This window comes from Azorhizobium doebereinerae UFLA1-100, from assembly GCF_000473085.1.
Lineage (GTDB): Bacteria > Pseudomonadota > Alphaproteobacteria > Rhizobiales > Xanthobacteraceae > Azorhizobium > Azorhizobium doebereinerae.
Window position 1 is genome coordinate 76,584 of record NZ_AXBA01000024.1, and the last position, 25,715, is coordinate 102,298.

At 70.1% G+C, this 25,715-nt stretch carries 26 protein-coding genes; 10 read left to right on the forward strand and 16 right to left on the reverse strand.

The genetic code is table 11. From position 1 onward, the window contains the following. Positions 1-15: 15 nt before the first annotated feature. The 3 genes from YU1_RS0117235 to yidD all read right to left on the reverse strand — a co-directional run bounded on the left by YU1_RS0117235 (position 16) and on the right by yidD (position 5,621). Complete coding sequence (locus YU1_RS0117235) at positions 16-2,928, reverse strand: autotransporter outer membrane beta-barrel domain-containing protein (RefSeq protein WP_156922227.1); 2,913 nt, start codon at positions 2,926-2,928, stop codon at positions 16-18. A 212-nt stretch (positions 2,929-3,140) separates the two neighbouring features. Beyond that, positions 3,141-5,117, reverse strand: coding sequence for a threonine--tRNA ligase (gene thrS, locus YU1_RS0117240; protein ID WP_029005131.1), 1,977 nt, complete (start codon positions 5,115-5,117; stop codon positions 3,141-3,143). A 117-nt stretch (positions 5,118-5,234) separates the two neighbouring features. Next, positions 5,235-5,621: a membrane protein insertion efficiency factor YidD gene (yidD, locus tag YU1_RS30005; protein ID WP_084539943.1), complete on the reverse strand. Its 387-nt coding sequence runs from the start codon at positions 5,619-5,621 to the stop codon at positions 5,235-5,237. A gap of 36 nt (positions 5,622-5,657) precedes the next feature. On the opposite strand from yidD, the gene YU1_RS30010 reads away from it, so the two are divergent. Next, positions 5,658-6,512 (forward strand): acid phosphatase, encoded by an 855-nt coding sequence (locus YU1_RS30010; protein WP_156922229.1) that lies wholly within the window; start codon positions 5,658-5,660, stop codon positions 6,510-6,512. 58 nt (positions 6,513-6,570) lie between these two features. On the opposite strand, the gene YU1_RS0117255 is transcribed toward YU1_RS30010, so the two are convergent. Further along, entirely contained in the window at positions 6,571-7,020 is a 450-nt protein-coding gene (locus YU1_RS0117255; protein WP_029005132.1) for an iron-sulfur cluster assembly scaffold protein, read from the reverse strand. Between the two features lie 292 nt (positions 7,021-7,312). Between YU1_RS0117255 and folE the strand changes: the two genes are divergently transcribed. From folE to YU1_RS30015, 3 genes are all read left to right on the forward strand, one after another. Beyond that, positions 7,313-7,972 carry a GTP cyclohydrolase I FolE gene (gene folE / locus YU1_RS0117260; protein ID WP_029005133.1) on the forward strand — a complete coding sequence of 220 codons (660 nt, stop codon included), beginning with the start codon at positions 7,313-7,315 and terminating at the stop codon, positions 7,970-7,972. 28 nt (positions 7,973-8,000) lie between these two features. Then, entirely contained in the window at positions 8,001-8,474 is a 474-nt protein-coding gene (hisI, locus tag YU1_RS0117265) for a phosphoribosyl-AMP cyclohydrolase (protein ID WP_029005134.1), read from the forward strand. Between the two features lie 246 nt (positions 8,475-8,720). Next, positions 8,721-9,779 carry a patatin-like phospholipase family protein gene (locus YU1_RS30015; RefSeq protein ID WP_084539944.1) on the forward strand — a complete coding sequence of 353 codons (1,059 nt, stop codon included), beginning with the start codon at positions 8,721-8,723 and terminating at the stop codon, positions 9,777-9,779. A gap of 115 nt (positions 9,780-9,894) precedes the next feature. Here YU1_RS30015 and YU1_RS0117275 read toward each other — a convergent pair whose 3' ends face one another. Together YU1_RS0117275 and YU1_RS0117280 are read right to left on the reverse strand one after the other, a co-directional pair. Next, complete coding sequence (locus YU1_RS0117275) at positions 9,895-10,326, reverse strand: CBS domain-containing protein (protein ID WP_029005135.1); 432 nt, start codon at positions 10,324-10,326, stop codon at positions 9,895-9,897. Between the two features lie 141 nt (positions 10,327-10,467). After that, on the reverse strand, positions 10,468-11,235 hold the full coding sequence (locus tag YU1_RS0117280) for a rhomboid family intramembrane serine protease (protein ID WP_051356977.1): 768 nt from the start codon (positions 11,233-11,235) through the stop codon (positions 10,468-10,470). A gap of 291 nt (positions 11,236-11,526) precedes the next feature. Between YU1_RS0117280 and YU1_RS0117285 the strand changes: the two genes are divergently transcribed. Next, the gene (locus YU1_RS0117285) at positions 11,527-12,183 is read left to right on the forward strand and encodes a transglutaminase-like cysteine peptidase (protein WP_051356978.1); all 657 of its coding nucleotides are present in this window, start codon (positions 11,527-11,529) and stop codon (positions 12,181-12,183) included. Between the two features lie 24 nt (positions 12,184-12,207). Here the strand turns inward: YU1_RS0117285 and YU1_RS0117290 are convergent, their stop codons facing one another. The 6 genes from YU1_RS0117290 to YU1_RS0117315 all read right to left on the reverse strand — a co-directional run bounded on the left by YU1_RS0117290 (position 12,208) and on the right by YU1_RS0117315 (position 16,500). Then, entirely contained in the window at positions 12,208-12,738 is a 531-nt protein-coding gene (locus YU1_RS0117290; protein WP_029005138.1) for a gamma carbonic anhydrase family protein, read from the reverse strand. A 71-nt stretch (positions 12,739-12,809) separates the two neighbouring features. Further along, positions 12,810-13,196 (reverse strand): lysozyme inhibitor LprI family protein, encoded by a 387-nt coding sequence (locus YU1_RS0117295; RefSeq protein WP_029005139.1) that lies wholly within the window; start codon positions 13,194-13,196, stop codon positions 12,810-12,812. Beyond that, entirely contained in the window at positions 13,193-13,921 is a 729-nt protein-coding gene (queC, locus tag YU1_RS0117300) for a 7-cyano-7-deazaguanine synthase QueC (protein WP_029005140.1), read from the reverse strand. The genes YU1_RS0117295 and queC overlap by 4 nt, the downstream gene beginning before the upstream one ends. A gap of 2 nt (positions 13,922-13,923) precedes the next feature. Next, positions 13,924-14,205, reverse strand: a complete 282-nt coding sequence (locus YU1_RS0117305) for a BolA family protein (protein ID WP_029005141.1) — start codon at positions 14,203-14,205, stop codon at positions 13,924-13,926. 62 nt (positions 14,206-14,267) lie between these two features. Then, positions 14,268-15,671: a chromate efflux transporter gene (gene chrA, locus YU1_RS0117310; protein WP_035715707.1), complete on the reverse strand. Its 1,404-nt coding sequence runs from the start codon at positions 15,669-15,671 to the stop codon at positions 14,268-14,270. Between the two features lie 10 nt (positions 15,672-15,681). Next, positions 15,682-16,500 carry a chromate resistance protein ChrB domain-containing protein gene (locus YU1_RS0117315; RefSeq protein WP_029005143.1) on the reverse strand — a complete coding sequence of 273 codons (819 nt, stop codon included), beginning with the start codon at positions 16,498-16,500 and terminating at the stop codon, positions 15,682-15,684. 297 nt (positions 16,501-16,797) lie between these two features. Between YU1_RS0117315 and YU1_RS0117320 the strand changes: the two genes are divergently transcribed. The 4 genes from YU1_RS0117320 (at position 16,798) to YU1_RS0117335 (ending at position 21,520) form a co-directional block, all read left to right on the forward strand. Beyond that, entirely contained in the window at positions 16,798-17,397 is a 600-nt protein-coding gene (locus YU1_RS0117320; RefSeq protein WP_029005144.1) for a J domain-containing protein, read from the forward strand. Positions 17,398-17,517: 120 nt separating this feature from the next. After that, complete coding sequence (gene cobS / locus YU1_RS0117325; RefSeq protein WP_029005145.1) at positions 17,518-18,501, forward strand: cobaltochelatase subunit CobS; 984 nt, start codon at positions 17,518-17,520, stop codon at positions 18,499-18,501. 104 nt (positions 18,502-18,605) lie between these two features. Next, positions 18,606-20,498 carry a cobaltochelatase subunit CobT gene (gene cobT, locus YU1_RS0117330; RefSeq protein ID WP_029005146.1) on the forward strand — a complete coding sequence of 631 codons (1,893 nt, stop codon included), beginning with the start codon at positions 18,606-18,608 and terminating at the stop codon, positions 20,496-20,498. Then, positions 20,498-21,520 (forward strand): esterase-like activity of phytase family protein, encoded by a 1,023-nt coding sequence (locus YU1_RS0117335; RefSeq protein ID WP_051356979.1) that lies wholly within the window; start codon positions 20,498-20,500, stop codon positions 21,518-21,520. Before cobT ends, YU1_RS0117335 begins: the two co-directional genes overlap by 1 nt. A gap of 4 nt (positions 21,521-21,524) precedes the next feature. Here YU1_RS0117335 and YU1_RS0117340 read toward each other — a convergent pair whose 3' ends face one another. Both YU1_RS0117340 and YU1_RS0117345 read right to left on the reverse strand, forming a co-directional pair. Further along, positions 21,525-22,385: a methylated-DNA--[protein]-cysteine S-methyltransferase gene (locus YU1_RS0117340; protein ID WP_035715749.1), complete on the reverse strand. Its 861-nt coding sequence runs from the start codon at positions 22,383-22,385 to the stop codon at positions 21,525-21,527. A gap of 142 nt (positions 22,386-22,527) precedes the next feature. Further along, positions 22,528-23,052: a DUF2244 domain-containing protein gene (locus YU1_RS0117345; protein WP_029005149.1), complete on the reverse strand. Its 525-nt coding sequence runs from the start codon at positions 23,050-23,052 to the stop codon at positions 22,528-22,530. 294 nt (positions 23,053-23,346) lie between these two features. On the opposite strand from YU1_RS0117345, the gene nth reads away from it, so the two are divergent. Next, positions 23,347-24,063, forward strand: coding sequence for an endonuclease III (gene nth / locus YU1_RS0117350; protein WP_029005150.1), 717 nt, complete (start codon positions 23,347-23,349; stop codon positions 24,061-24,063). Between the two features lie 22 nt (positions 24,064-24,085). Here nth and YU1_RS0117355 read toward each other — a convergent pair whose 3' ends face one another. Both YU1_RS0117355 and YU1_RS34040 read right to left on the reverse strand, forming a co-directional pair. After that, positions 24,086-24,799 carry a sulfate transporter family protein gene (locus tag YU1_RS0117355; RefSeq protein WP_029005151.1) on the reverse strand — a complete coding sequence of 238 codons (714 nt, stop codon included), beginning with the start codon at positions 24,797-24,799 and terminating at the stop codon, positions 24,086-24,088. Positions 24,800-24,905: 106 nt separating this feature from the next. Continuing rightward, complete coding sequence (locus tag YU1_RS34040) at positions 24,906-25,370, reverse strand: DUF3574 domain-containing protein (RefSeq protein ID WP_051356980.1); 465 nt, start codon at positions 25,368-25,370, stop codon at positions 24,906-24,908. Between the last annotated feature and the right edge of the window lie 345 nt (positions 25,371-25,715).

Sequence of the window (25,715 nt, forward strand, 5' to 3'; positions counted from 1 at the left end):
CGCCGGAGCCGGCCGTCAGAAGGTGAAGGCGAAGGTCGCCTCGAAGGCGTTGGCGGAGACGCCGTCGCCGAACTGCCCCACATAGGACAGGCCGACGCGGCTCTGGGCGGTGAGGCGCAGGTCCGTGCCCACCTCCAGCAGCGCGCTGTTCTGCGCCAGCGGCACGCCGGCCACCGAGAAGGAGGCCGACGGCAGGCTGGTGAAGGCCATCTGCGCCGCCGGCGACAGGTCGCCGAAGGCATAGAGCCAGGCCGCCGAGGCATGCGGCGCCAGCGCCATGCCGTTGGCCAGCGGCACCACCGTCGCCGCCCGGAGGCCCAGCGAGGTGTAGCCCACGTCCGAATTGGTGGCGGCGGAGGTCAGGCCCGCGCTCGCCAGGGTGCCGGCGCTGGTCTCGGTGAAGGCGTTGGTGTCGAGATGCACATAGGCGAGGCCGGCGAACGGCTCCAGCGCGATGCTGTTGAGCGCCAGGCCGTAGCCCACTTCGGCGAACAGCTGGCTGGTGCCGCCGTCATACTGCCCGTTCACCGTCTGGAGCAGGCCCGGCACGGCGATGGTGCGGGTGCCGTCCACCTGGTTGAAGGTGTAGCTCGCCCCGAGGCGCAGGTTGAGCGCGCCGAAGCTGGTGCCGGCATAGAGCGCCGCCGTCACGTTGTCCGACTGGATCGAGCTGGCCAGCGAGCCGACATTGGCATTGGACTGCGCATAGCCGAGCGCGAAGCCGAGCCGCCAGTCGCCCAGCATGCCGTCCATGCCGGCCATCATGCCGCCCAGGGTCTCGCTGACGGCGGCGGAGGTGCTGGTGCCGCTGATGTCGTTCCACACGCCGAAGCCCTGCGCCCACACCGTGGGCCCCACGGCGGGCGCCGGCAGGCCGGGGGCCTTCACCGCATAGGCCAGCGCGCCCGCCGCATCGACGGGGGCCGGCGCGTCGGCGCCGGCGAAGGCCAGGGCCGGGCCGCCGAAGGACAGCGCGGCCAGCGTGCCGGACTGGCTGCCATAGGCGCCCTGCCGCAGCCGGCCGAGCACCGACTGGCGGCCATAGAGTGCGTCGCCCATCAGCACCGACTGCTCGCTGGCATAGGCCTCGCCCGACAGCAGGCTGAGCGTGGCGGGCAGCGCGGCGGCCGAGAGATTGTAGAGCCCGCTCAGGCCGGTGGGCAGCGTGCCGACGGTGGTGGTGCTGGAGGTGTTGAGGGCGGTGTCGATGCCCGCGGCCACCGCGATCTGGTTGCGCGACAGGCTGGGGAGCTGCGACAGGCCGGACGACACGTTCAGCGTGACGGCGGTGGGCGCATAGCTGAGCGAGGTGGAGAACAGCGCCGGCAGGCCGGTGGTCGAGAGGCTGGCGAAGGTGCCGGTGGCCCCGCCACTGGCGGTGAGCACGGTATATTGCTTCAGCAGGCCGGACGGCCCGGTGAAGCCGGCGGCCAGCGTGCCGTTGAGCCGCGCCACGCCGCTCACCTGCAAGGCGTCGGCGGTGGCGCCATTGACCCGCACCGCCAGCACGCCGGTGGGCGTCTGGGCGAACACGCCGTTGATCTGGTGGGTGATGCCGGCGCCGGCGGCGGTGATGCCCAGCCAGCCGTTGTTCTCGAACCGGGCGTCCACATCGCCGGTGAGGCTCACCTGGCCGTTGATGATGCCGTTGTTGACCACCGTGGTGCCGGTGGCTCCGACACCGTTGGAGACCGCGAACGCGCCCGGCGCGGCGGTGATGGTGCCGGAGTTCAGAAGGGTGCTGAAGCGGCCGTTCATCTGCACGCCGGTGCTGGCGAGGCCGTTGGCGGTGATCGTGCCGGAGGTGTTCACCACGCCGTAGGTGTCGGTCTTGATGCCGATGCTGTTGGCCCCGGACACCAGGATGGACGAGGTGTTCACCACGTCGTCGCCGCCCGGATTGGCGGTGATGCCGGCCACGCCCGACGCCGACACCACCAGCGGCGTGTCGTTGCGGATCGGATTGTAGATGCCGGGCATGGTGGCGATATAGCCGTAGACGGCGCCGTTCACGACGATGCCGACCACGGTGTCGCCATAGGCCGAATTGGCCGAGACCACGGTGCCGGGAATGGTGATCTCGTACCAGGTCACGGTGCCGTCGGCGGCGACATGCATGATCGCCGGATGGGTCTTGCCGTCGGCGGTGATCCAGTTGGTGACGAGATTGTATTCCCCCGCCCGCCCGGCGCCGACGATGCCCTCGAAATGCGTGCCGACCGAGCCGGGGTGGTCATACTGGGTGAAGACGCCGGTGGTCTTGTCGTAGATGTAGCCGTGCTCCACCGAGGGCAGGCTGGCCTCGAAGAAGCCGCCGGAGATCTTGTCGCCCCAGATGCCGTAGGCGGTGGTGCTGACGGCACCGGGCTTGTTGTTGGTGGTGTAGGTGCCGGTCTTGATGTCGTAGATGAAGGCGTTGCCGGTGGCGAGGCGGGTGTCGTAATTGCCGACCACCTGGTTGCCGAAGGTGCTGTGGGCGATGGTGAACAGCGTCGGCGAGGCGCCGCTGGGATATTGCAGCGTGGTCAGGGTCTGGCCCGGCGCCGCCGCCGCGTCATAGAGATAGCCGGTGTCATAGGGCGAGGTGGCCGTGGTCTGGTAGCTGCCGACCGCGCGCAGGATGCCGTATTGCGAGCCGAAGCCCGGCCCGTAGGGCGAGGAGACGATGGCGCCGGGATAGTTCGACCCGTTGGCGGTGGCGGTCGGGAAGGCGGACCACGTCCCGGTGGTCTGGTTATAGAGCAGGCCGCCGGTATAGGTGGTGCCCGGAATGACGTAGTTTCCGGTGAGCAGCCCGGCGTGGATGCCGGTGAAGAAAGTGCTCGCGCCCTGATATTGCAGTAACTGGTAGCTGAGCGTCTGCGCCTTGGCGCCGAATGACAGCATCGTCACCGCCATCCCGGCGGTGATCGTCACGATTTTGGTCATAGCCCCACTCCAGACCGGACGTATTCCTGAACGCGACGGTACTGGGGCGGCCTGCAACAAGCCAGGGCGTTTCAAAGAATGGCGCAAAATCGCCAGGGAATAGCCCTGCGCCGGCCACAAAAAACGCGGACCCAAAGGCCCGCGTTTTTCCTGTCATCCGCATTTCCCGGCGTCCGGATTTCCCGGTGTCCGGGTTTTCCGGCGTCCCGCGCTCAGGCGGCCTTGGTCAGCGCCGCGCGCCGCTTCAGGTCCGGCGGCACGGCCTCGTCCGCCAGCATGGCGAGGGCTTCGTCCAGGCCCATCACCTTCTGCTCCTGGCTGCCCAGGCGGCGGATGGAGACGGTGCGCTCGGCGGCCTCCTTCTTGCCCAGGGCGAACTGCACCGGCACCTTGGCCAGCGAATGCTCGCGCACCTTGTAGGAGATCTTCTCGTTGCGGGTGTCGAGGTCCACGGTGAGATTGAGCGCCCGCGCCGCCGCCACCACCTCGGCGGCATAGCCGTCCGCCTCCTGGGTGATGGTGGCCACCACGAGCTGCACCGGGGCGAGCCACAGCGGGAAATGCCCGGCGAAATGTTCGATCAGGATGCCGGTGAAGCGCTCCATGGAGCCGCAGATGGCGCGGTGAATCATCACCGGCGTCTTCTTCTGGCCGTCGGCATCCACATAGAAGGCGCCGAAACGCTCCGGCAGGTTGAAGTCCACCTGCGTGGTGCCGCACTGCCATTCGCGGCCGATGGCATCCGACAGCGTGTATTCGAACTTCGGCCCGTAGAAGGCGCCCTCGCCCGGCAGGATGCCGGTCTTGATCCTGCCGCCGGATTCCGCCTCGATCTGCTGGAGCACGCGGGACATGACGTCCTCGGCGTGGTCCCACACCTCGTCGGAGCCGACGCGCTTGTCGGGCCGGGTGGAGAGCTTGACCGTGATCTCCTCGAAGCCGAAGTCGGCATAGGTGGAGAGGATCAGCTCGTTGATCTTCAGGCACTCCGCCGCCATCTGCTCCTCGGTGCAGAAGACGTGCGCGTCGTCCTGGGTGAAGCCGCGCACGCGCATCAGCCCGTGCAGCGCGCCGGACGGCTCGTAGCGATGCACCGCGCCGAACTCGGCGAGGCGCATGGGCAGGTCGCGATAGGACTTCAGGCCGTGCTTGAAGATCTGCACATGGCCGGGGCAGTTCATCGGCTTGAGCGCGAACACCCGCTCGTCGCCGGTCTCCTCGCCCGCCGACTGAACCTTGAACATGTTCTCCTTGTACCAGCCCCAGTGGCCGGAGGTCTCCCACAGGCTCTTGTCGAGCACCTGCGGGGCGTTGACCTCGCTGTAGTCGGCCTTCAGGCGCCGGCGCATGTAGGACACGAGGCCCTGGAACAGGCTCCAGCCCTTCGGGTGCCAGAACACCACGCCCGGCCCTTCCTCCTGGAAGTGGAACAGGTCCATCTCCCGGCCGAGGCGGCGATGGTCGCGCTTCTCCGCCTCCTCCAGGCGGTGGAGATAGGCGTCCAGCTCGCCCTGGTCGTGCCAAGCCGTGCCGTAGATGCGGGTGAGCATGGGATTGTTGCTGTCGCCGCGCCAATAGGCGCCGGCCACCTTCATCAGCTTGATGGCGGTGCCGATCTTGCCGGTGGAGGGCATGTGCGGGCCGCGGCACAGGTCGAACCAGTCGCCCTGCTTGTAGATCTTGACGGTCTGGTCCTCGGGGATGGCGTCCACCAGCTCGACCTTGAACGCCTCGCCCTTGTCGCGGAACACGCGCTTGGCCTCGTCGCGCGACCACACTTCCTTGGTGAAGGGTTTGTCGCGGCCGATGATCTCCTTCATCTTCGCCTCGATCTTCGGCAGATCGTCGGTGGTGAAGGGCTCGTTGCGGGCGAAATCGTAATAGAAGCCGTTCTCGATCACCGGGCCGATGGTCACCTGGGTGCCGGGGAACAGCTCCTGCACCGCCTCGGCCAGCACATGGGCGGCGTCGTGGCGGATGAGTTCGAGCGCGCGCGCGTCGTCGCGGGTGACGATCTCGATGCGGGCATCCTGGGTGATCGGCTCGGACAGGTCGGTCAGCGCCCCGTCGAGGGTCACCGCCACCGCCTTCTTGGCCAGCGATTTGGAGATGGCGGCGGCGACATCCGCGCCGCGGGACCCGTCGGGAAACTCGCGTTGCGCGCCGTCGGGGAACGTCAGGGTCAGCATGCTTCTTCTCCTGCCCACTCCTGCGCACCCCGCAGGTAGGCTCTTGTTGAAGGGGCCTCATCTAGGCCGGGACAGCCGGGACGTAAAGGGCGGAGCCGGTGCGAGGCTGACCGCGCCTCACGCCTCCGGCTCTCGGTCCGGCAGCCCCCCGTCCGGCGGCGACCGCCACGCCCCGTAGCGCCATGGCCGGTCCCAGCGGGCCTCCGCCGGCAGGCATTGCGGCACTGGGTCGAAGCCGGCGCCGCCCCATGGGTGGCAGCGGCACAGGCGCGCGGTGGCCATCCAGCCCCCGGCCCAGGCGCCGTGGCGGGCGATGGCCTCGTCCGCATAGGCCGAGCACGTGGGCAGGTAGCGGCACTGCCGCCCGAGGAAGGCGGACAGCGTGTAGCGATAGGCGAGGATCGGCCCGCGCAGCAGCAGGCGCGGCAGGCGGGCCAGCGCGCGCCGCACCGGCCGCTCGCGCGGGAATGGAAGCGTCTCTCGTGGAAGACGGTCCCGCGTCATGCTACCTCTAAGTCCTTGGCCCTCGTGCGGTGTTCCATGCAAATCCTGTCGTCCGTCCTTGCCTGTCCCCGGATCCGCGCCGCCGCCGCCCGCGCCGGTATGTGGGGCGCGGCCCTCGCCCTCCTGCTGGCCGTGGCGGGGACGGCACCGGGCCTGGCGGCCGACCCGGTCTATATACAGCCCGGCCAGGTGGACCTCATCAAGGTGCTCCCGCCCGCCCCGGCCCCGGGCTCGCCCACCACGGTGGAGGATTTCCGCATCCTGCGCGAGTTGCAGGCCTCCCGCACCCCCGAGGAGATCAAGGCCGCCGAGGCCGATGTCATCCGCAGCCTCGACCGCTTCTCGGCGGCGGTGGGCACCAACCTGTCCGGCACGGCGGCGCCGGTGGCCAATGCGGTGCTCGATCGGGCGTGGAATCAGGCCTACACCCAGGTTGCGGTGGTGAAGGACTATTGGAACCGCGAGCGGCCCTATCTCGTCAATCCGGCCGTCCGCCTCGCGGTGGCGCCGGAGAACACCCCCTCCTATCCCAGCGGGCACGCCACCTACGGCACGCTGATGGCCATCCTCCTCGCGGCCATGGTGCCCGAGAAGGCCGGGCTGATCTTCGACCGCGGGGCGCAGTTCGGCGTCGAGCGTCTGCTCGGCGGCGTGCATTATCCCAGCGACGTGGAGGCCGGCCACATCGCCGGCAGCATCCTGGCGGTGGAACTGCTGCGCAGCGCGGAATTCCAGGCCGACCTCGCCAAGGCGGCGGCGGAGGTGCGCGCCGCCCTCAGCCTGCCGCCGCTCACGCCGGCCATGAAGCCGGTCCCGGCGCCGGTGGCCAGCCCGTCGATTCCCGCCGTGCCGGTGATGCCGCTGCCGACGCTCGCCACGCCGGTGAAATAGCCGCGCGCCGGATGCGCCCGGGGAACGGCGCGCCGTCCCCCGCCGGAACCGACCGGGCCTATTCCGCCGGGGCCTTCTCCCGCGCCGCCTCGATCTGGCCGATGGCGTCCACCACCGCGTCGAAGGTCAATAGGGTGGAGGGGTGGCGGGCCTTGTAGTCGCGCACCGGCTCCAGCACCGCCAGATCCGCCCAGCGGCCCTCCGGCGGCGGGCCGTTCTCCTTCAGCATGGCGCGCATGCGCTCGCGCAGGTCGCGCAGCTCCTGCGCCCTCGCCCCCACCACGTGGCTCGCCATGATGGAGGAGGAGGCCTGGCCGAGCGCGCAGGCCCGCACCTCATGGGCGAAATCGCTCACCACATCCCCGTCCATCTTCAGGTCCACCGTCACGGTGGAGCCGCAGAGCCGCGAATGCGCGGTCGCCGTGGCGTCCGGCCCATCGAGCCGCCCCAGGCGGGGGATCTCGGCCGCGTAGGCCAGGATGCGGGTGTTGTAGACGTCGTTGATCATGCCTGACATCCCATGGGGCGGTCCCTCCGCCGGAGGCGGAACCGGGCCTGATCGCCCGGCGACCGCGCCAAAAAGCAGGGCGGGCACGCGCAACACGCAATTGCCGCGCCGCCGCCAGCTTCCTATATAGGTCGGAATTTAGCGGCGGAAACGCCAGGGGCTCAAGAGAGTCAGAGCTTGGTCGCGGCCGGCTCCCCCTGTGAAGGATGGCCCCCGCGAGGGGTGGCATCCGCAAGGCTGACCCCGGTGACACTCCCGCCCATCGACAGGGCGGTCGGACGGAGTTGGGTTGATGGACGCGGTGGTCAAGCTGTTCAAGGATCAGGCCGAGACCGAGGCGCGCCGGCACGGCACGCAGGCCCCGGCCGTCGACGATGCCGCGCGCCCCTCCCGCGCCGAGGCGGAAGCCGCCGTCCGCACCCTGCTGGCCTATATCGGCGAGGATCCCGCGCGCGAGGGCCTGACCGAGACCCCGGCCCGCGTCGTCCGCGCCTATGACGAGATCTACGGCGGCTACCACCTCACCGCCGAGGAGGTGCTCGACCGCACCTTCGGCGAGATCGGCAATTTCGACGACTTCGTGCTGCTGAAGGACATTCCCTTCCATTCCCATTGCGAGCACCACATGGTGCCGTTCGTGGGCAAGGTGCACGTGGCCTATTTCCCGGTGGAGCGGGTGGTCGGCCTGTCCAAGATCGCCCGGGTGGTGGATCTCTATGCCCGCCGCTTGCAGACCCAGGAGCACCTGACCTCGCAGATCACCACCGCCATCGACGAGGCGCTGAAGCCGCGCGGCGTGGCGGTGATGATCGAGGCCGAGCACATGTGCATGTCCATGCGCGGCATCCTGAAGCCCGGCGTGATGACGCTGACCAGCCAGTTCATCGGCGTGTTCCGCGACGACCCGGCCGAGCAGGTGCGCTTCATCACCATGCTGCGCGGCCTGCGCTGATCCCTTTCTCCCACCCCGCGAGCGCGCCATGACCATCGAGACGCCGGCCTTCCCCGTGGCGGCCAGCCCCCACGAGCTTGAGGAAGGCACCGTGCTCGCCCCGCGTTTCGACGCCAGCGGCCTTGTCACCTGCATCGCCGTGGACGCCGCCACCGGCGAGGTGCTGATGCTCGCCCACATGAACGCCCAGGCCCTGGCGCTGACTATGGAGACCGGCGAGGCGCACTATTACAGCCGCTCGCGGCAGGCTCTGTGGAAGAAAGGCGAGACCTCCGGCCACACCCAGAAGGTGTCGGAGATCCGCATCGACTGCGACCAGGACGCGGTGCTGCTGAAGGTGACCATGGGCGGCACAGGCGCCGCCTGCCACACCGGCCGGCGCTCCTGCTTCTACCGCACCATCCCGATCGGCGCGGCGCCCTCCGCCGCCACGCCGCTCGCCTTCACGGGCGATGCGCCGCGCTTCGACCCCAAGGCGGTCTACGGCGCGCACGACCACTGATCGCGCGCCGCGGCGGGAAACGCTCCGCTACGGAACCATCAAGGTCACGCTTCCGACATCAAAGGTTGTAAAGTGCCCGCGACAGGCGGTCCGGTGCGGATTCATCGAATCTGAACCGGTACCGCCTTTGATGACTGGACCGGGACCGTCTCGACGTTCGGCCGGGCAAGACCGGCCAGAGACGATGGGCTGTCTTCTCCGGCGGGCCGTGCGCCGCGCCGGACCACCGGCCGTTGGGAGGCGTGCATGTTCCAGGGCCTCAATCGCCGCTTCCGGGGAAGCGAGGCGGCGACGGAAAGCACACCGGCGGAAAGCGCGCCGGCGGAAGCCATCGCGATCACCGATGTCGAAGTGGACAGCCGGGCCACCCGGCCCGCTCCCGGCGGCGGCCCGCGCATCGGCATCGCGCTCGGCGGCGGAGCCGCGCGCGGCCTTGCCCATATCGGCGTGATGCGGGTGCTGGAAAAGCACGGCATCCGCCCGCAGGTGGTGGCCGGCACCTCCATCGGCGCCGTGGTCGGCGGCCTGTGGGCGGCCGGCAAGCTCGACGAACTGGAGCATTGGGCGCGCGGCCTGAAGAAGCGCGACGTGCTCGGCCTGCTCGATTTCACCTTCGGCTCGTCCGGCCTCATCGGCGGCCGGCGGCTGGTGGACCTCATGCGCCGCCAGATGGAGCCGGTGCGCATCGAGGACATGGGCACGGTGTTCGCCGCCATCGCCACGGAGCTGGGCAGCGGCCACGAGATCTGGCTGACCCGCGGCGACCTCGTCGAAGCCATCCACGCCAGCTACTCCCTGCCCGGCATCTTCACCCCGGTGAAGGTGGGCGGGCGCTGGCTGATGGACGGCGCCCTGGTCAATCCCATCCCGGTCTCAGCCGCCCGCGCCATGGGCGCGCGCATCGTCATCGCGGTGAACCTCAATGCCGACGTGTTCGGCAAGGGCACCGTGATCCACGACCATGGCGGCATGCTGGAAACCGCAGAGGTGGCCCTGGCGGAGAAGCGGGCGGGGATCGCCGCCATGCTGCGGCCCGACCGGCTGCTGCGCCGCCAGTTCTTCTCCGGCCCGCCGGATGGCCCGCGCGGCATCTCCTCGGTGATGATCGACGCCTTCAACATCACCCAGGACCGCATCGCCCGCTCGCGCCTCGCGGGCGACCCGCCGGACGTGTCCATCTCCCCGAAGCTGGGCAAGATCGGCCTGTTCGACTTCCAGCGCGCCGACGAGGCGATCGCGGCCGGGGCGGAAGCCGCCGAGCGGGTGGTGGAGGATCTGAAGGCGGCCATGGTGGCGCTGGCCTGAGGAAGGCGCTGGCCTGAAGGTGAAGGCGCTCGCCTGAGGGCGGTGCGGCCTGAAGGCCCGGCTTGTCCCGGCGCGCCCGATGCGCGGCGGCGGGACGCCCCGCCGCCGGTCCGGCTCACGCCGTCATGATATAGTCGCGCAAAGCCGCGCTCTCGCGCTCCATCTCCTCGACGCGGAACTTCACCACGTCGCCGATGGAGATGATGCCCAGCAGGCGGCCGTCCTCGACCACCGGCACATGGCGGAAACGGCCGCGGGTCATGCGTTCCATCACGCCGGGAACGGTTTCGCTGGTGGTGCAGGTCACCACCGTGCGGGTCATCACCGAGGATACCGGCTCGGACAGCACGTCCGGCCCCTTCTCGCCGAGGATGCGCACCACGTCGCGCTCGGAAATGATGCCTGCCACGCGGGCCTGCGCATCCACCGCCACGATGGCGCCGATGCGGTGCTCCGCAAGGCTGCGCACCGCCTCGCTGAGGCTCACGTCGGGCGAGATGGTGACGATGGACGTGCCCTTGTTCTGCAGGATGGCGCTGACTGTCATATTTCATCCTCCGCTAGACCGTGGCTGCCTCGTGCCGGCGGATGAATTCTTGGTCTTGATCGCCGGCGCATGGACGGTCCGGCGGAGATGATCCACCGCGCGGGGCCGCTCTGCAACCCCGACGTTGCCCCTGAGGCAGCTTCAGCCGGCGGCTTTCTCGTGCCGGAGGCGCCTGGGTACGGGATCGAACAGCGAGAACAGCAGCAGGCCGGCGAAGAAGCCGCCCATGTGCGCCTGCCACGCCACGTCCGCATCCTCCGCCCCCGGCATGGAGACGCCGAGGCCGAACAGCAGGTTCACGCCCACCCAGACACCGACGAAGGCGAGAACCCGCACGTCGCGGAACGCCTCGCCCAGGCTCTGGGCCGGCATCTGGTCCGCATGGATGCCGCGCCGGGCGCTGAGCGAGGCGCCGGGCGCGAAGGCGAAGCGCACCGCCGCGGCCATCAGGCCGGAGACCGAGGCCGAGGCTCCGATCATCGGCACCATGGCGTCCGCATGGGTGACGAGATGGGCCGCCGCGCCCACCGCCGCCGTCACGCAGAAGAAGGCCAGGAAGCGCGCGGTGCCGAAGCGGCGCGCCACCGGCGTCGCGAACGCCAGCATCCAGATCATGTTCACGCCCACATGCACCCAGTTGGCGTGCAGGAAGGCATAAGTGACGAAGGTCCAGATCTCCGCGCCGATGCCGCCGGGCAGATGGAACGGCGCCGTGGGATCGTAGCGCCCCGGCACGAAGGCGAAGAGGCCGAGCACCTCGATATTCGCGCTGTCGTCGAGGATGTACTCCCGCACGAACTGGATCGCCAACATCGCCACGGCGAGGGTGGCGACGATGCCGGGAATGTTGAAGACCGGCTGGCGGGGCGGAGCCCGGAGGGGATCAGTGACGTCGAGCACAGCCCGCACATAGGCGCGCGGCGGGCGCGCGGCAACTAAAAACGCAGGCCCACAAGTGCTCGTGACCGGCGCGGGCTGCGCCGCCCCTGCCCCGCTCCCGCCGGCGCCCCGAAGACCGGAGGGTGCCGCAGCGCACAAAAAGCGCTTCCGGCCGGAAGCCGACCCGCATTAAGGTTAAGAAATGGTTGATGGCGCAAAGGTGGCGCGCCTGAGGCATTATCATTTCGTTAACCGCAAGGTTCGTTAACCGCAAGGTTCGTTGACCACAAGGTTCGTTGACCACAAGGCTTGCGACCGCCCATGCCGCTCTCTCCCGCCCGACTGCTGATGATCTTCGGCCTGCTGCTGAGCGGGATCGAAGGCGCTGCGGCGGGTGGTCCGCATGCCACGGGCAGCGTGCATTACGCCAGCCTGCCGCCCGGCCCCGCCGACCATCTCGACGCCATCGGCAACACCAACGCGCCCATCGGCTACGTTCAGTTCTGCGGCGAGCACGCCAACGAGTGCCAGCCCTCCGGGCCGCAGGTCTACGAGATCGCGCTGAGCGAGACCAAGTTCGCCGAATTGCAGAAGGTCAACCGCGCGGTGAACGACGCCGTCGAGCCGATGACCGACCTCGAACATTACGGCGTGACCGAGCTGTGGGCCTATCCCGACGACGGCAAGGGCGACTGCGAGGACTATGTGCTGGAAAAGCGCCGGGTGCTGATGAACCTCGGCTGGCCGGCGTCCGCTTTGCTGATCACCGTGGTCCGGGACCGCGCCGGCGACGGCCACGCGGTGCTCACCGTGGTGACCGATCGCGGCGACCTCATCCTCGACAACCAGGCGCCCGAGATCGTGCGCTGGAAGGAGACCGGCTATCGCTACGTGAAGCGGCAGTCGCAGAACGACCCGAGCCAGTGGGTCTCGCTGGGCGAAACCCGCTCTCCCCCGGTGGTGGGCGGCGGCCGCTGACCGGCCGCCCGGACGCCGGGCCGCTCAGTCGATGCGCTTGAGGCCGGCGGCGAAGCGCTTCCAATTGTGCTGGTAGTGCTCGGCGGTCTTCTTCAGCCGCTCGACCATGGCCTCGTCCAGCGTGCGGATCACCTTGGCCGGCGCGCCGACGATGAGCGAATTTTCCGGGAATTCCTTGCCCTCGGTGACCAGCGCATTGCTGCCGACCAGCGAATTGGCGCCGATCCTGGCGCCGTTGAGCAGGGTCGCGCCCATGCCCACCAGGCTGTTCTCGCCCACCACGCAGCCGTGCAGCATGGCCATGTGGCCCACCGTGACGCCCGCCCCCAGCACGATGGGGAATCCGGGATCGGTATGCAGGACGCAGTTTTCCTGGATGTTGGTGCCGGGGCCGATGACGATGGGCTCGTTGTCGCCGCGGATCACCGAGCCGAACCAGATGCTGGCATCCTCCTCGATCTTCACGCGGCCGATGATGGTGGCGTTCGGCGCGATCCAGTAGCGGCCGGAGGCGGGCAGTTCGGGGGCGAGGCCATCGATGGAATACAGCGGCATGCTTCAGGCTCCGGGCGTGACCAACGGGCCGTGACTACACCGCCCCGCCCGCCGCCGCCAGAGGCCGGCGGTCAGAACGGTCCGCGCGCGTAGATCGCCTGGAGGCCCTTGTTGAGCTGGTCGATGCGGCCCTCATAGGCCTTGCGGATGCAGGTGACGCGGTTCTTGCAGGTGGCGCGATAGGCGAGGAAGGCGCGCTGGGCGTCCTGGATCTCGCCGCGCTGGCCCATGGGCACGAGGTGGGTCAGCACGTCGAGCAGGGTCGCCATCTTCACGTCCAGCTCGGACAGGTCGCGGTTGACGCAGATCGCCTTCTCGTCCGGCAGCTTGGGCGCGCCGCAGTCGAAGCTCGCCGCCCGCGCCGGCAGCGCGGTCCCGGCCATGAGGCCCGCCAGCAGCAGCAGCAGGGCCGGGGCACGGCGGGAGAGGCGGGAGGCGGGCGTCCGGGCAATCGTCATGGCGCAACCTTCTCGGCCTGATAGCGGGCAAAACCGTCCGCCCGGAGGCGGCAGGCGGGGCAGGTGCCGCAGCCGTGGCCCCAGGCGTGGCGCGCGCCCCGTTCGCCAAGATAGCAGGTATGGGTTTCCGCGACGATCAGGTCCACCAGCGCCGGACCGCCGAGGCTTTCCGCCAGCCGCCAGGTGGCGGCCTTGTCGATCCACATCAGCGGCGTCTCCAGCACGAAGCGCTGGTCCATACCGAGGTTCAGCGCCACCTGGAGCGCCTTGATGGTGTCGTCGCGGCAGTCGGGATAGCCGGAGAAATCGGTCTCGCACATGCCGCCGACGATGTGACGCAGCCCGCGCCGGTAGGCGAGCGCGGCGGCGAAGGTGAGGAAGATGATGTTGCGGCCGGGCACGAAGGTGTTGGGCAGGCCGGTGTCGTCCATGGCGATGGCCACGTCGCGGGTCAGCGCCGTGTCCGACACCGCGCCGAGCGCGTCCAGCGACAGGGTATGGTCCTCGCCGAGCCGCTCCGCCCACGCCGGTTTCATGGCGGCGAGCGCCGCGCGCAAATGCGCACGGCAGTCCAGCTCCACCCGGTGGCGCTGGCCGTAGTCGAAGCCGAGCGTCTCCACCCGCGCGAAGCGGTCCAGCGCCCAGGCGAGCGTGGTGGTGGAATCCTGCCCGCCCGAGAACAGGACGAGCGCCCCAGAGCCGCTCGGGCCCGCCGCCGCGGCCACGCTTATTCGCCGGGCGCTTTGGCGTCGATGGCCAGCGCGTGGAGGCCGCCGGCGATCTCGGCCGCCAGCAGCGCGTTCACCAGCCGGTGGCGGTCGATGCGGCTCTTGCCGCGGAACGCCTCCGCCACCACCCGCACGCGCAGATGGGTGATGCCGCCATCGGGGCGCGAGGTGTTGTGGGCGTGCCCGGCGTGAAGCTGGCTCTCGTCCTCCACCTCAAGGGCGAGCGGCGAAAGGCCGGCTTCCAGCGTGCTGCGGATCTGCGTGAGGTTGGCCTGCGACATGGTCCATCGGTACTGCCGCCGGCCACCTCCCGTCAATGCGGCGCGACCGCTCCGCGTCCCGGTCAGAGCGGCGCGTAGGACAGGACGGCGCCCGCTGCCGCGCAGGCGGCGAGCGTCGGCAGCATGCCGGCCTTGAAGCGCAGCATGGCCACCAGCGCCGCCAGCGCCAGCACCGCCGCCCGCCAGTCCAGCGAGGACAGCACCGGCACGTCCGGCGACAGGCCGAGCACATGCAGTTCGCGCACCTCCCGGAACACCACATGGATGGAGAACCACAGCGCCAGGTTGAGGATCACCCCCACCACGGCGGCGGTGATCGCGGACAGGGCCGAGGACAGGCGGCGGTTGCCGCGCAGGGCCTCCATGTAGGGCGCGCCGAGGAAGATCCACAGGAAGCACGGCGCGAACGTCACCCATAGCGTCAGCAGGCCGCCCAGCCCGCCGGCCAGCCACGGCGGCAGCGCACCGGGGGCGCGGAAGGCGGCGAGGAAGCCGACGAATTGCAGCACCAGGATGAGCGGGCCGGGCGTCGTCTCCGCAAGGCCGAGCCCGTCCACCATCTCGGGCGCCGCCAGCCAGCCGAAGGTGTCCACCGCCGCTTGCGCCACATAGGCCAGCGCCGCATAGGCGCCGCCGAAGGTCACCACCGCCATGACGCTGAAGAAGCCGCCGATCTGGCTCCACACGCTGTCCGGCCCGGTGACGAGGACCAGCACCGCCACCGGCCCGAGCCAGGCCGGCAGCCAGACCGCGAGCACCCTGAGCGCCCGCCCGGCCGAGGGTGCCGCATGGGCCATCTCGCCGCGGGCGAACAGGTCGTCCACCACTCCCGCGCCCGCCGCGCCGGCCGATGCATGCGCACCGGCGCCGAACAGGTCGCGGCCGCTGGCCAACCAGCCGGCAAGGCCCGCGGCCAGCACCACCAGCGGGAACGGCACCTGCGCCACATAGATGGCCAGGAAGGCAAGGCCCGCCAGCACCCCGTGGGCGCGGCGCGTCAGCGCCCGGCGGCTGATGCGCAGCAGCGCCTGCACCACCACCGCCAGCACCGCCGCCTTGATGCCGAAGAACACCGCATGGACCAGCGGCACCGCGTGGAACACCGCATAGAGCAGGCTGAGCGCTGTCATCACCACCGCGCCCGGCAGCACGAACAGCGTGCCCGCCACGAGGCCGCCCGGGGTGCGGTGGAGCAGCCAGCCCACATAGGTGGCGAGCTGCTGCGCTTCGGGGCCCGGCAGCAGCATGCAATAGTTGAGCGCGTGCAGGAACCGCGCCTCGCCGATCCAGCGCCGCTCCTCCACCAGTTCCTTGTGCATCAGGGCGATCTGCCCGGCCGGGCCGCCGAAGCTGAGCAGCCCGATGCGCGCCCACACCCGGGCGGCCTCGGCGAAGCTGGGCACGGCCGGGGCCGGCGCGGGGACGGGGGATGGCGGCGCGGCGGCACGCACAGGAGCATCGGTCATGCGCGCGCCCTCACGCCGGCCGGCCGGCGGCGGGCCAGGTGTGGGTCTCCTCCACCGCGTCGCGGCACCAGCGATAGAAGGCATCGTAAAGCAGCAACCCGGCCTCCAGCTGTTCGAGGTCGTCGCGGAACATGCGCGACAGGCCCAGCGAGGCGGCGAGGAAGCCCGCCGCCTGCGGCGCGAGATCGAGCCGCCCGGTGTCCGCCGCGCGGACGATGACGGCGAGCCGGTCCAGCACCGCGCCGCCGAGCCCGAACACCGCCAGCATGGTATCGAAGGTGCAGCTCTCGCCCACATGGCTGAACGCCACGCCGTCGATGTCGAACGGCGTGGCGCCGAAGCGCTCGGCCACGGCCGGCACCTCGGCGGCGGCGACGAACAGGAACCGCGCGCCCGGATCAACGAACCGGCGGATCAGCCAGGGGCAGGCGATGCGGTCCACCTTGGGGCGGGCCCGCGTCACCCAGAGCGTATGGCCGGCCGCATCGCGCGGCGGCACCGCGCCGGCATTGACCAGCGGCGCGGCAGTGGATCGCCACGCCTCGAAGCCGCCTTCCAGGGTCTCGGCGCGAACGCCCTCGGTGCGCAGCCAGGCGGCGGCGCCCTGGCTCAGCTTCAGGCCCCGCTGGCACACCACGACGACGTCGCGGCCTGCATAAGCGGCGGCCCAATCCGCCACGGTCTCGGCCGCGCGCCGCTCGGCGGCGGGGCACAGGCGCGGGTCGGCGGCATAGTCCTCGGCCGTGCGCACGTCGATGAGGACGGGCGCGCCGGGCAGGCCCACAAGGCGGGAGAGCTGTGACACGGTGATTTCGGTGTGCGACGGCATGGACGTCCATCCCCTGACAAGGGTCATCCCGTATCCGGGACGGTGGACGCGATCTTCAGCCTGTCGCCTCACGGGGTATCGCGAACAACCCCTTGCCGATGACCTTAGCGGCAAGGCCCGGTGGCCCGCAAGCCCGTTCCCGCAGGAGGGCCATGCGGAGCGGCGCGCCTTGCGCCGGGGGCTGCGCGACGTATATGTGACCACGGCGCCCAGGCTTCAGGATGGACGCTCGCCCCCGCAGCTTTCCGCCCCCCTTGCCTTGCCGCACGGCGGCGCGGCCCGCATACTCTGCCTGCTATGAAGATTGACTCCCCCTTCTTCGACCGCATCCGGGTGAAGCCCGCTGAGGATCGGTTGCGGAAGCCCACCTGCCCCACTTGCCAGTGGCCCGGCTGCGACCAGCCGGGGACCCATCGCGCGCCCAAGGGCCGGATGGCGGAGGGGGAATATTGGCTGTACTGCCTCGACCACGTGAAGGAATACAACCAGTCCTACAACTATTTCGCGGGCATGAGCGATTCCGCGGTCTACGCCTATCAGAAGGATGCGCTGACCGGGCACCGGCCCACCTGGCGCATGGGCGTGCGCGACGGCGAGGGCAGCAAGAAGACCGACGGCATGCGCGACCCGTTCGGCTTCGGCGCCGAGATGGGCAGCCACGGCTCCGGCTTCGAGCCGCGCGAGCCGGAAGGCCGGGCCATCCGCACCGCCGAGCGGCAGGCGCTGGAGCTGATGGGGCTCGAACTTTCCGCCTCTGCCGCCGAGATCAAATCCCGCTTCAAGGAACTGGTGAAACGCCACCATCCCGACGCCAACGGCGGCGACCGCTCGGCCGAGGAGCGGCTGCGCAACGTCATCCAGGCCTACAACTGCTTGAAGAAGGCAGGTTTTTGTTGAACACCGCGTGCGGCGCAGCAGTGCGTTGCGCTATGGTTCTTGCGGATGCGGAAAACCTTTAAGGTGCCGCGAGCGGTATAAGCGAATGACTTGAGCGCGGCGTCCCGCGCGAACGGAGGCATGATGAGCACCGAGACCGTGGCACCTACTCCCGACATGAAGGTTTCGGTGAGGCAGGTGTTTGGCATCGACATCGACATGGAAGTCCCGGCCTTTTCCGAGGCGGACAGCCATGTTCCGGATCTCGATCCCGATTACATCTTCGACCGCCCCACCACCCTCGCCATCCTCGCCGGCTTCGCGCATAACCGCCGAGTCATGGTGACCGGATACCACGGCACCGGCAAGTCCACGCACATCGAGCAGGTGGCGGCGCGACTCAACTGGCCGTGCGTGCGGGTGAACCTGGACAGCCACATCTCGCGCATCGACCTGATCGGCAAGGATGCCATCGTGGTCCGCGACGGGCTCCAGGTGACCGAGTTCCGCGACGGCATCCTGCCCTGGGCGCTGCAGAACAACGTCGCTTTGGTGTTCGACGAATATGACGCCGGCCGTCCGGACGTGATGTTCGTGATCCAGCGCGTGCTGGAGGTTTCCGGCCGCCTCACCCTGCTGGACCAGAACCGGGTGATCCGCCCCCACCCCTCGTTCCGCCTGTTCGCCACCGCCAACACGGTCGGCCTCGGCGACACTACGGGCCTCTATCACGGCACCCAGCAGATCAACCAGGGCCAGATGGACCGCTGGTCCATCGTCACCACGCTGAACTACCTTGCCCATGACAAGGAAGTGGACATCGTGCTGGCCAAGTCGAAGCACTACCAGAACCCGCAGGGGCGGGACACGGTGGCGCGCATGGTGCGCCTCGCCGACCTGACGCGCAGCGCCTTCATCAACGGCGACCTGTCCACGGTGATGAGCCCGCGCACCGTGCTCACCTGGGCGGAGAATTCCGAGATCTTCAAGGACATCGGCTTCGCCCTGCGCGTCACCTTCCTCAACAAGTGCGACGAGCTGGAGCGCCCGCTGGTGGCCGAGTTCTACCAGCGCTGCTTCGGCCAGGAACTGCCGGAAAGCGCGGTCAACGTCGCGCTGTCGTGACGGCGGGCCCCTCCTGCGGGAGGGGCCTGTCCTCCCTGCGCCGGCCCGGCGCCCCCGCGCCCGCCTCCCGCGGGCGCACCCCGCGTCCCTGACAGGCTGAAGCCATGGCTCCCCCGACCAACAAGACCGTCAAGACCGCCCCCAAGGAAGCCCCGGCCGAGCCGTTCAAGCGCGCCGTCGCAAGCTGCTTCAAGGCGATCGCCGGCGTGAGCGAGTTCGAGGTGACCTATGCCTCCGAGCGTCCCTCGCTGGCGCCGGACCGGGTGCGCCTGCCGGAGCCGCCGCGCCGCTTCACCGCCCAGGATGCCGCCATCGTGCGCGGCCACGCGGATTCCCTCGCCCTGCGCCTCGCCTGCCACAGCCCCGCCATCCACCGCCGCATGCTGCCCACGGGCGACACCGCGCGCGCGGTGTTCGAGGCGATGGAGCAGGCCCGCGTGGAAGCGCTCGGCGGCAATCGCATGCTGGGCACCCAGCGCAACCTCACCGCCATGCTGAACGACCGCTACCATCGCGGTCCCTATGCCGACATCACCGAGCGCGCCGACGCCCCCATCGAGGAAGCGGTGGCGCTGATGGTGCGCGAGCGCCTCACCGGCCAGGCCCCGCCGGCCGCCGCGCGCAAGATCGTCGACCTGTGGCGCGACTATATCGAGGCCCGCGCCGACAAGGACCTCGCCCGCCTCTCCGAGGTGCTGGAGGACCAGAAGAAGTTCGGCGAGATCACGCGCGAGCTGCTGTCCTCGCTGGAGATGGGCGAGGAAAGCGGGCTCGAGAGCGACGAGCAGAGCGACAGCGACGACGAATCCAACAGCCGCGACGAGCAGAACGGCGAGGAAGGCGAGCGCAGCGAGGACGACAGCCAGGAGGGCGCCACCGAGGTGGAAGCCGAGATGGCCCAGGACGAACTGCCCGACAGCGCGGTGGAGAGCGAGGCCGGCCCGCCCGCCGACATGCCCGACGACGCCGACCTCGGCGACAGCGACGAGGCCGCCGAGCCCTGGCAGCCGCGCACCCCGCCAGCGTTCGACCACAAGGGGCCGGAATACCACGCCTTCACCACCAAGTTCGACGAGGAGACGCTGGCCGAGGAATTGTGCGACGCCGAGGAACTGACGCGGCTGCGCTCCTATCTCGACAAGCAGCTCGGCCACCTCCAGGGCGTGGTGGCGCGTCTCGCCAACCGCCTCCAGCGCCGCCTGCTGGCGCAGCAGAACCGCGCCTGGGAATTCGACCTGGAGGAAGGCGTGCTCGACCCCGCCCGCCTCTCCCGCGTGGTCACCGATCCGATGCAGGCGCTGTCCTTCAAGCGCGAGCGCGACACCGAGTTCCGCGACACCGTGGTCACGCTGCTGATCGACAATTCCGGCTCCATGCGCGGCCGGCCGATCACGGTCGCCGCCACCTGCGCCGACATCCTCGCCCGCACCCTTGAGCGCTGCGCGGTGAAGGTGGAGGTGCTCGGCTTCACCACCCGCGCCTGGAAGGGCGGGCAGTCGCGCGAGGCCTGGCTCGCCGCCGGCAAGCCGGCCAATCCGGGCCGCCTCAACGACCTGCGCCACATCGTCTATAAGTCCGCCGACGCCCCCTGGCGCCGCGCCCGGCGCAACCTCGGCCTGATGATGCGCGAGGGGCTGCTGAAGGAGAATATCGACGGCGAGGCCCTCGACTGGGCCTACCAGCGCCTGCTCGGCCGGCCCGAGGCGCGCAAGATCCTGATGATGATCTCCGACGGCGCGCCGGTGGACGATTCCACCCTCTCGGTGAACCCCGGCAATTATCTGGAGCGCCACCTGCGCCACATCATCTCGCAGATCGAGGACCGCTCGCCGGTGGAGCTGATCGCCATCGGCATCGGCCATGACGTGACGCGCTACTACAAGCGCGCCGTGACCATCGTGGACGCCGAGGAACTGGGCGGCGCCATGACCGAGAAGCTGGCCGAGCTGTTCGACGACAAGCCGGCCCCGGCACCGCGCGGACGCAGGCTGCACTGATGGCCCTGCTCACACGCCGCACCCTCCTCGCCAGCCTGCTGGTCGGGGTGGGCGGCGTGGCGCTGGGGCACCGGGCGTTCTCGAAGCCGCGCGACCTGCCGCTCTCGCCGGTGCCGGTGGAGGTGAAGGCCACCCCCATCGAGCGGTTCCGCATCGGATCGGACGAGACCCGGTTCGGCCGGCTGGAATTCCGCGGCGGGCTGACCCTGACCTCGACCTTCTCCGGCTTCGGCGGCATCTCCGCCTTCACGCTCGATGCCGCCGGCGCCGAATTTCTCGCCGTCACCGATGCCAGCGTCTTCCTGCGCGGCCGCCTGAAGAGCGACGGCGACCGGCCGGTCGGCCTGACCGACGTCACCGCCGCCGCGCTGCGGGACGACAAGGGCGGCCTGCTGGCCACCCAGGGGCGGGAGGATTCCGAATCCATCGCCGTCTCGCCCGGCGGCATCTATGTGGGGCTGGAGACGGTCAACGAGATCTGGCTCTATCCCGCGCCCAATCCGCTCGGCCGGCCGGGCAAGCGGGTGGAGATCCCGCCCGAGGTGCAGCGGCTGCGCCGCAACACCGGGCTGGAAAGCCTCGTCTATGTGCCCGACGGCGCACTGGCCGGCACCCTCATCGGCATCGGCGAGGAGGGCGCCACCGACCGGGACGATTTGCCCGGCTTCCTCGTCGGCGGCCCGGCGCCGGGGATCTTCACCATCGCCAAGAGCGGCCTTTTCGACGCCACCGACGCCGCCCTCGGACCCGGCGGCACGCTGTTCCTGCTGGAGCGGCACTATGCGGTCTCGACCGGCGTGTCCATGCAGATCCGCCGCTTCGCCCTCGCCGACGTGAAGCCCGGCGCGCGGCTCGCCGGCGAGGTGCTGTTCACCGGCGACATGGCCTATGAGGTGGACAATATGGAAGGCCTCGCCGTGACCCGGAACGCCGCCGGCGAGACCCTGCTGACCGTGATCTCGGACGACAATTTCAGCCCGCTCCAGCGCACCATCCTGCTGCGCTTCGCCGTAACCGGCTGACCGCTCAGAGGTCCTCCGGCGCCACCTTGCCGGCTTCCCAGCCCAGTATGGCCCGCTTGCGGGTGAGGCCCCAGTGATAGCCGGTGAGATCGCCATTCTTGCCGATGACCCGGTGGCAGGGCACCACGAACGAGATCGGGTTCTTGCCCACCGCCGCGCCCACCGCGCGGGCGGCGGCGGGCCGGCCCACGTGCCCGGCGATGCTGGAATAGGTGGTAGCGCGGCCCATGGGGATGCGCAGCAGCGTCTCCCACACCCTGATCTCGAAATCCGTGCCGATGAAGACGATGCGCAGCGGCTGCTCCTCGCGCCACGCCTCGGGGTCGAATATGCGCGCCACCAGCGGCGCGGTCGCCAGCGGGTCCTCCACATAGCTGGCGTGCGGCCAGCGCCGGCGCATGTCGGCGAGCGCCTCCTCCTCTTCGCCCGCATCGGCGAAGGCGAGGCCGCAGAGACCGCGCGAGGTGCACATGGCAAGCGCGGTGCCGAACGGCGAGGGATGCAGGCCGAAGCGGATGACGAGGCCCGCCCCGCCGGTCTTCCACTCGCCCGGCGACATGGCCTCGTGCACCACGAACAGGTCATGCAGGCGGCCGGGGCCGGACAGGCCGAGCTCCAGCGCCGCGTCGAGCACGTTGGGGCATTCCGCCAGCACCTGCCGGGCGCGATCCAGCGTCACCGCCTGGAGGAAGGCTTTCGGCGTGAGGCCGCACCAGCGGCGGAACAGGTCGGTCAGCGCGCGCGGGGTGACGCCCGCCGCGCGGGCGATGGCCTCCACCTCGGGCTGGTCGCGCATGTGGTTGGTCACATAGGCCACGGCGCGGCGCACCACGTCATAGTCGGCGGCGCCGATCTCCAGCTGCATGGCCGGACCCGCCGGCAGGCCGCCGAGGCGCGGCAGCTCAAGCGGCAGGGTGGTCTGGGACGGAATCTGGAGCACGGGCGGGATTCCTTTTGGATCAGAAGCAGCCATCACATCACCGTCGGGGCGCCACGGCCACCCGATTTCACCCGAAGGTGGTGCGGGTGACGCCGCGCTTCACCTCGCTCAGGGCGGCGCTGAGGTCGTCCGCCAGCTCGCCCTTCTGGATCGGGCCGAGGAAGCCGCCCACCGGCGTCTCGCGGCCTTGCGAGACGAGGGAAAGGGCGAGCGTGCCGTGGTCCTCGTCGTCCTCGCGCTTCACCCGGGTCCAGAACGGGTTCATCCGCGCCACCCAGGGCCGGCCGCGCGCCGGCACGTGGCGCACCTCCACCAGGCTCGGCGTGATGCGGATGAATTCGCGCGCGTCGGCGGCACGGAAATTGGCCTTGAAGGCCCAGTAGATCAGCAGCACGTCGAGGCCGAAGAAGCCGAACACCGGCCAGGCGCCCATGGCCAGGAACACCGCCCCCGAGCCGAAGCTGATGCCGCCGATCAGCAGCATGACAATGAGGAAGCCCCGCTGCGACAGCGAGCGGTGGGGGGCCAGCGTCGCGGCGAAAACGGTGGGCTCCTCGTCCGGAACGACGGGCGGGTCGTTGGCGTCGGTCATGGTGCGCAGTATACGGTAAAAATGCCGCGAAAGACGACCGCTCCGGTGACCACGCCCGCATCCACCCCCAAACGGGCGGCCAAGGGGGCGTCTCCTGCTGTCACGCCCGGTGAGGGGCTCGGCAAGGCCAAGGCCCCGCCCAAGGCCAAGGCCCCGCCTAAGACTAAGGCCCCGCCCAAGACTGAGACATCGCCCAAAGCGAAGCCGCCGGCCCAGCCGCGCAAGGCCCCCGCCGCCGAGCGCTCCGGCCTTGCCGCGCCCAAAGGCGCGCGGGCCAAGGCCGTCGCCGCCGGCCTGGCCGCCTCCCCCGCCGCGCCCGCCCGGCGACGGGCGGTGGCCAATGCGGCGGCTGCGGTGCACGGGCGCACGGTGACGCTTTGGTCGGATGCCGAGATCACCGAGGCCTTCAGCCGCTTCGAGGCGCTGAACCCCGAGCCCAAGGGCGAGCTGGACTATACCGACCCCTTCACTTTGCTGGTGGCGGTGGTGCTCTCGGCCCAGGCCACCGACGTGGGCGTGAACAAGGCGACGCGCGGCCTGTTCGCCGCCGCCCCCACGCCCAAGGCCATGGTGGCACTGGGGGAAGAGGGCATCGCCCAACATATCCGCACCCTCGGCCTCTACCGGGGCAAGGCGAAGAATGTGGCGGAACTGTCCCGCCTGCTGCTGGAGCGTCACGGCGGGACCGTGCCGCAGGACCGGGCGGCGCTGGAGGCGCTGCCGGGGGTCGGGCGCAAGACCGCCAATGTGGTGCTGAACATCGCCTTCGGCGTGCCGACCATCGCGGTGGACACCCATCTGTTCCGGGTCGCCAACCGCACCGGCCTCGCTCCCGGCGCCACCCCGCTCGATGTGGAGCTGGCGCTGGAGGCGCGCATTCCCGACCGCTTCAAGCTGCACGCCCACCACTGGCTGATCCTGCACGGACGCTACATCTGCAAGGCGCAGCGGCCGGACTGCCCGATCTGCCCCATCTCCGATTTGTGCCGCTGGCCGGACAAGCCGATCTGACGCCGCCGGCGCGGGATCCGGGTCAAGCCGAGACCTTGCGCCCCTCGATCAGCGGGCCGCTGCCCATGCCCGCGCCCGGCAGCGGCGCGAGGCGACGGTGCAGGTGCACCATCAGCGCGGTGCCGAACACCGGGGTGGCGAGATTGAGGATCGGCACCATCAGCACCGGCACGATCAGCAGCCCGGCAAGGAAGACCGGGACGGCATTGGCCTGCCGCAGCGCCCGCGCCTCCTCCGGCGAGCGATAGCGCATGGCGGCCAGTTCGAAATACTCCCGGCTCAGCAGATAGGCGTTGGCGACGAAGAAGATGATGACGTTGACGCCCGGCACCAGGAGCAGCAGCAGGGCGACGATGTTCACCGCCAGCACGATGCCGAAGAAGCGCAGCGAGGCCAGGATGGAGCGCCCGAGCGGCTGCGGCGCGCCCACCGGATCGGCCGGATAGCTCGCCCGCTCCACCGTCTCGGCCACGTCGTCGAGGAAGAAGCCCGCCACCAGCGCGGCCGTGGCCGGCATCAGGTACAGCGCCCCGACGAGGGAGCCGACGCCCACCAGGATCGCCACCGTGGTGTCGAGCCAGGGATAGGGCAGCGTCGCCAGATGCTGGAGCGCCGCATTGAGGCCGATGGCCATCACCACCAGCAGGGCGATGGCGAGCGCGATGGATTTGAGCAGCACGCCGCGCAGCAGCGGCGAGAAGACCTGTCCGAAGGCGGTGAAGGCGGCGGCGATCATGGGGCTCCATCCAAGGCCGGGACGGCGGGCGCGGGCCCCGGGGCTGTAGCGTCAGGTGGGGTGCGCGGGTCCCGCTCTCAAGGCCCCTCGCCCGCGCCCAGCCGGCTCAGGAGCCGATGCGGACGGGGAAATCCAGGTGGAAGATGTCCGAGCCGCCGAACCGGGCACGGAACTGCGCCTTGATCTCGGTGAGCTTGGCCTGGGCATCGGGGGTGTTGGGATGCACCAGGATGACCAGCTTGGTGGAGGCGTGCAGCATGGCGAGCGGGCCGCCCGTCCCGCCCTTGCCCTGGCCATAGGCGTCCAGCACCGTCATCCCGTCGGGAAAGCGCGGCCGGACCACCTCCTCCATGAACTGGGCGAACTGCTGTTCGCTCACGCCCTTGCCGTCCGGGGTGGCGAGGCTGAAGAACAGCTGGGTCTGGATCATCACGCTGTCCGCCCAGGGCGTCGCCTGCCAGCCGGGCGTGGGCGAGGCGGCGGGCGCCTGCGACTGGGCGCGCGCCGGCGCGAGGGCCAGCGACACCGCGAAGAAGGCGAGCAGCGGCAGGATGAGGCGACGCGCGGACATGACTTCCCCCTGGTGATCCGGAGATCCGGAGATCTCGCGGCTGGTTCTCCCTTCTAGAGCGCCGCCCGCCGGGATGGAAACCTCCTGTTGTCCATCTTGTGGGCGCCGGCGCGGCACCCGCTTGAACGAGGCCCCCGCCACCGCACAACAGGACCATGGGTCCCCGCTCGGGCCCGGTGCCGCCGCCGCCCCGCGCGGGGTGGGCCCGGATCTGACGCAAGGCGCGAATGAACGTTCGTTCTTGACACCGGCTCGCCCCGCCGCCATACGAGAGCGAACGTTCATTCTCACTCGACGGAGCCATCGCGCGCGTGTCGCTTGCCGAGCCCCATACCCAGCAGGATC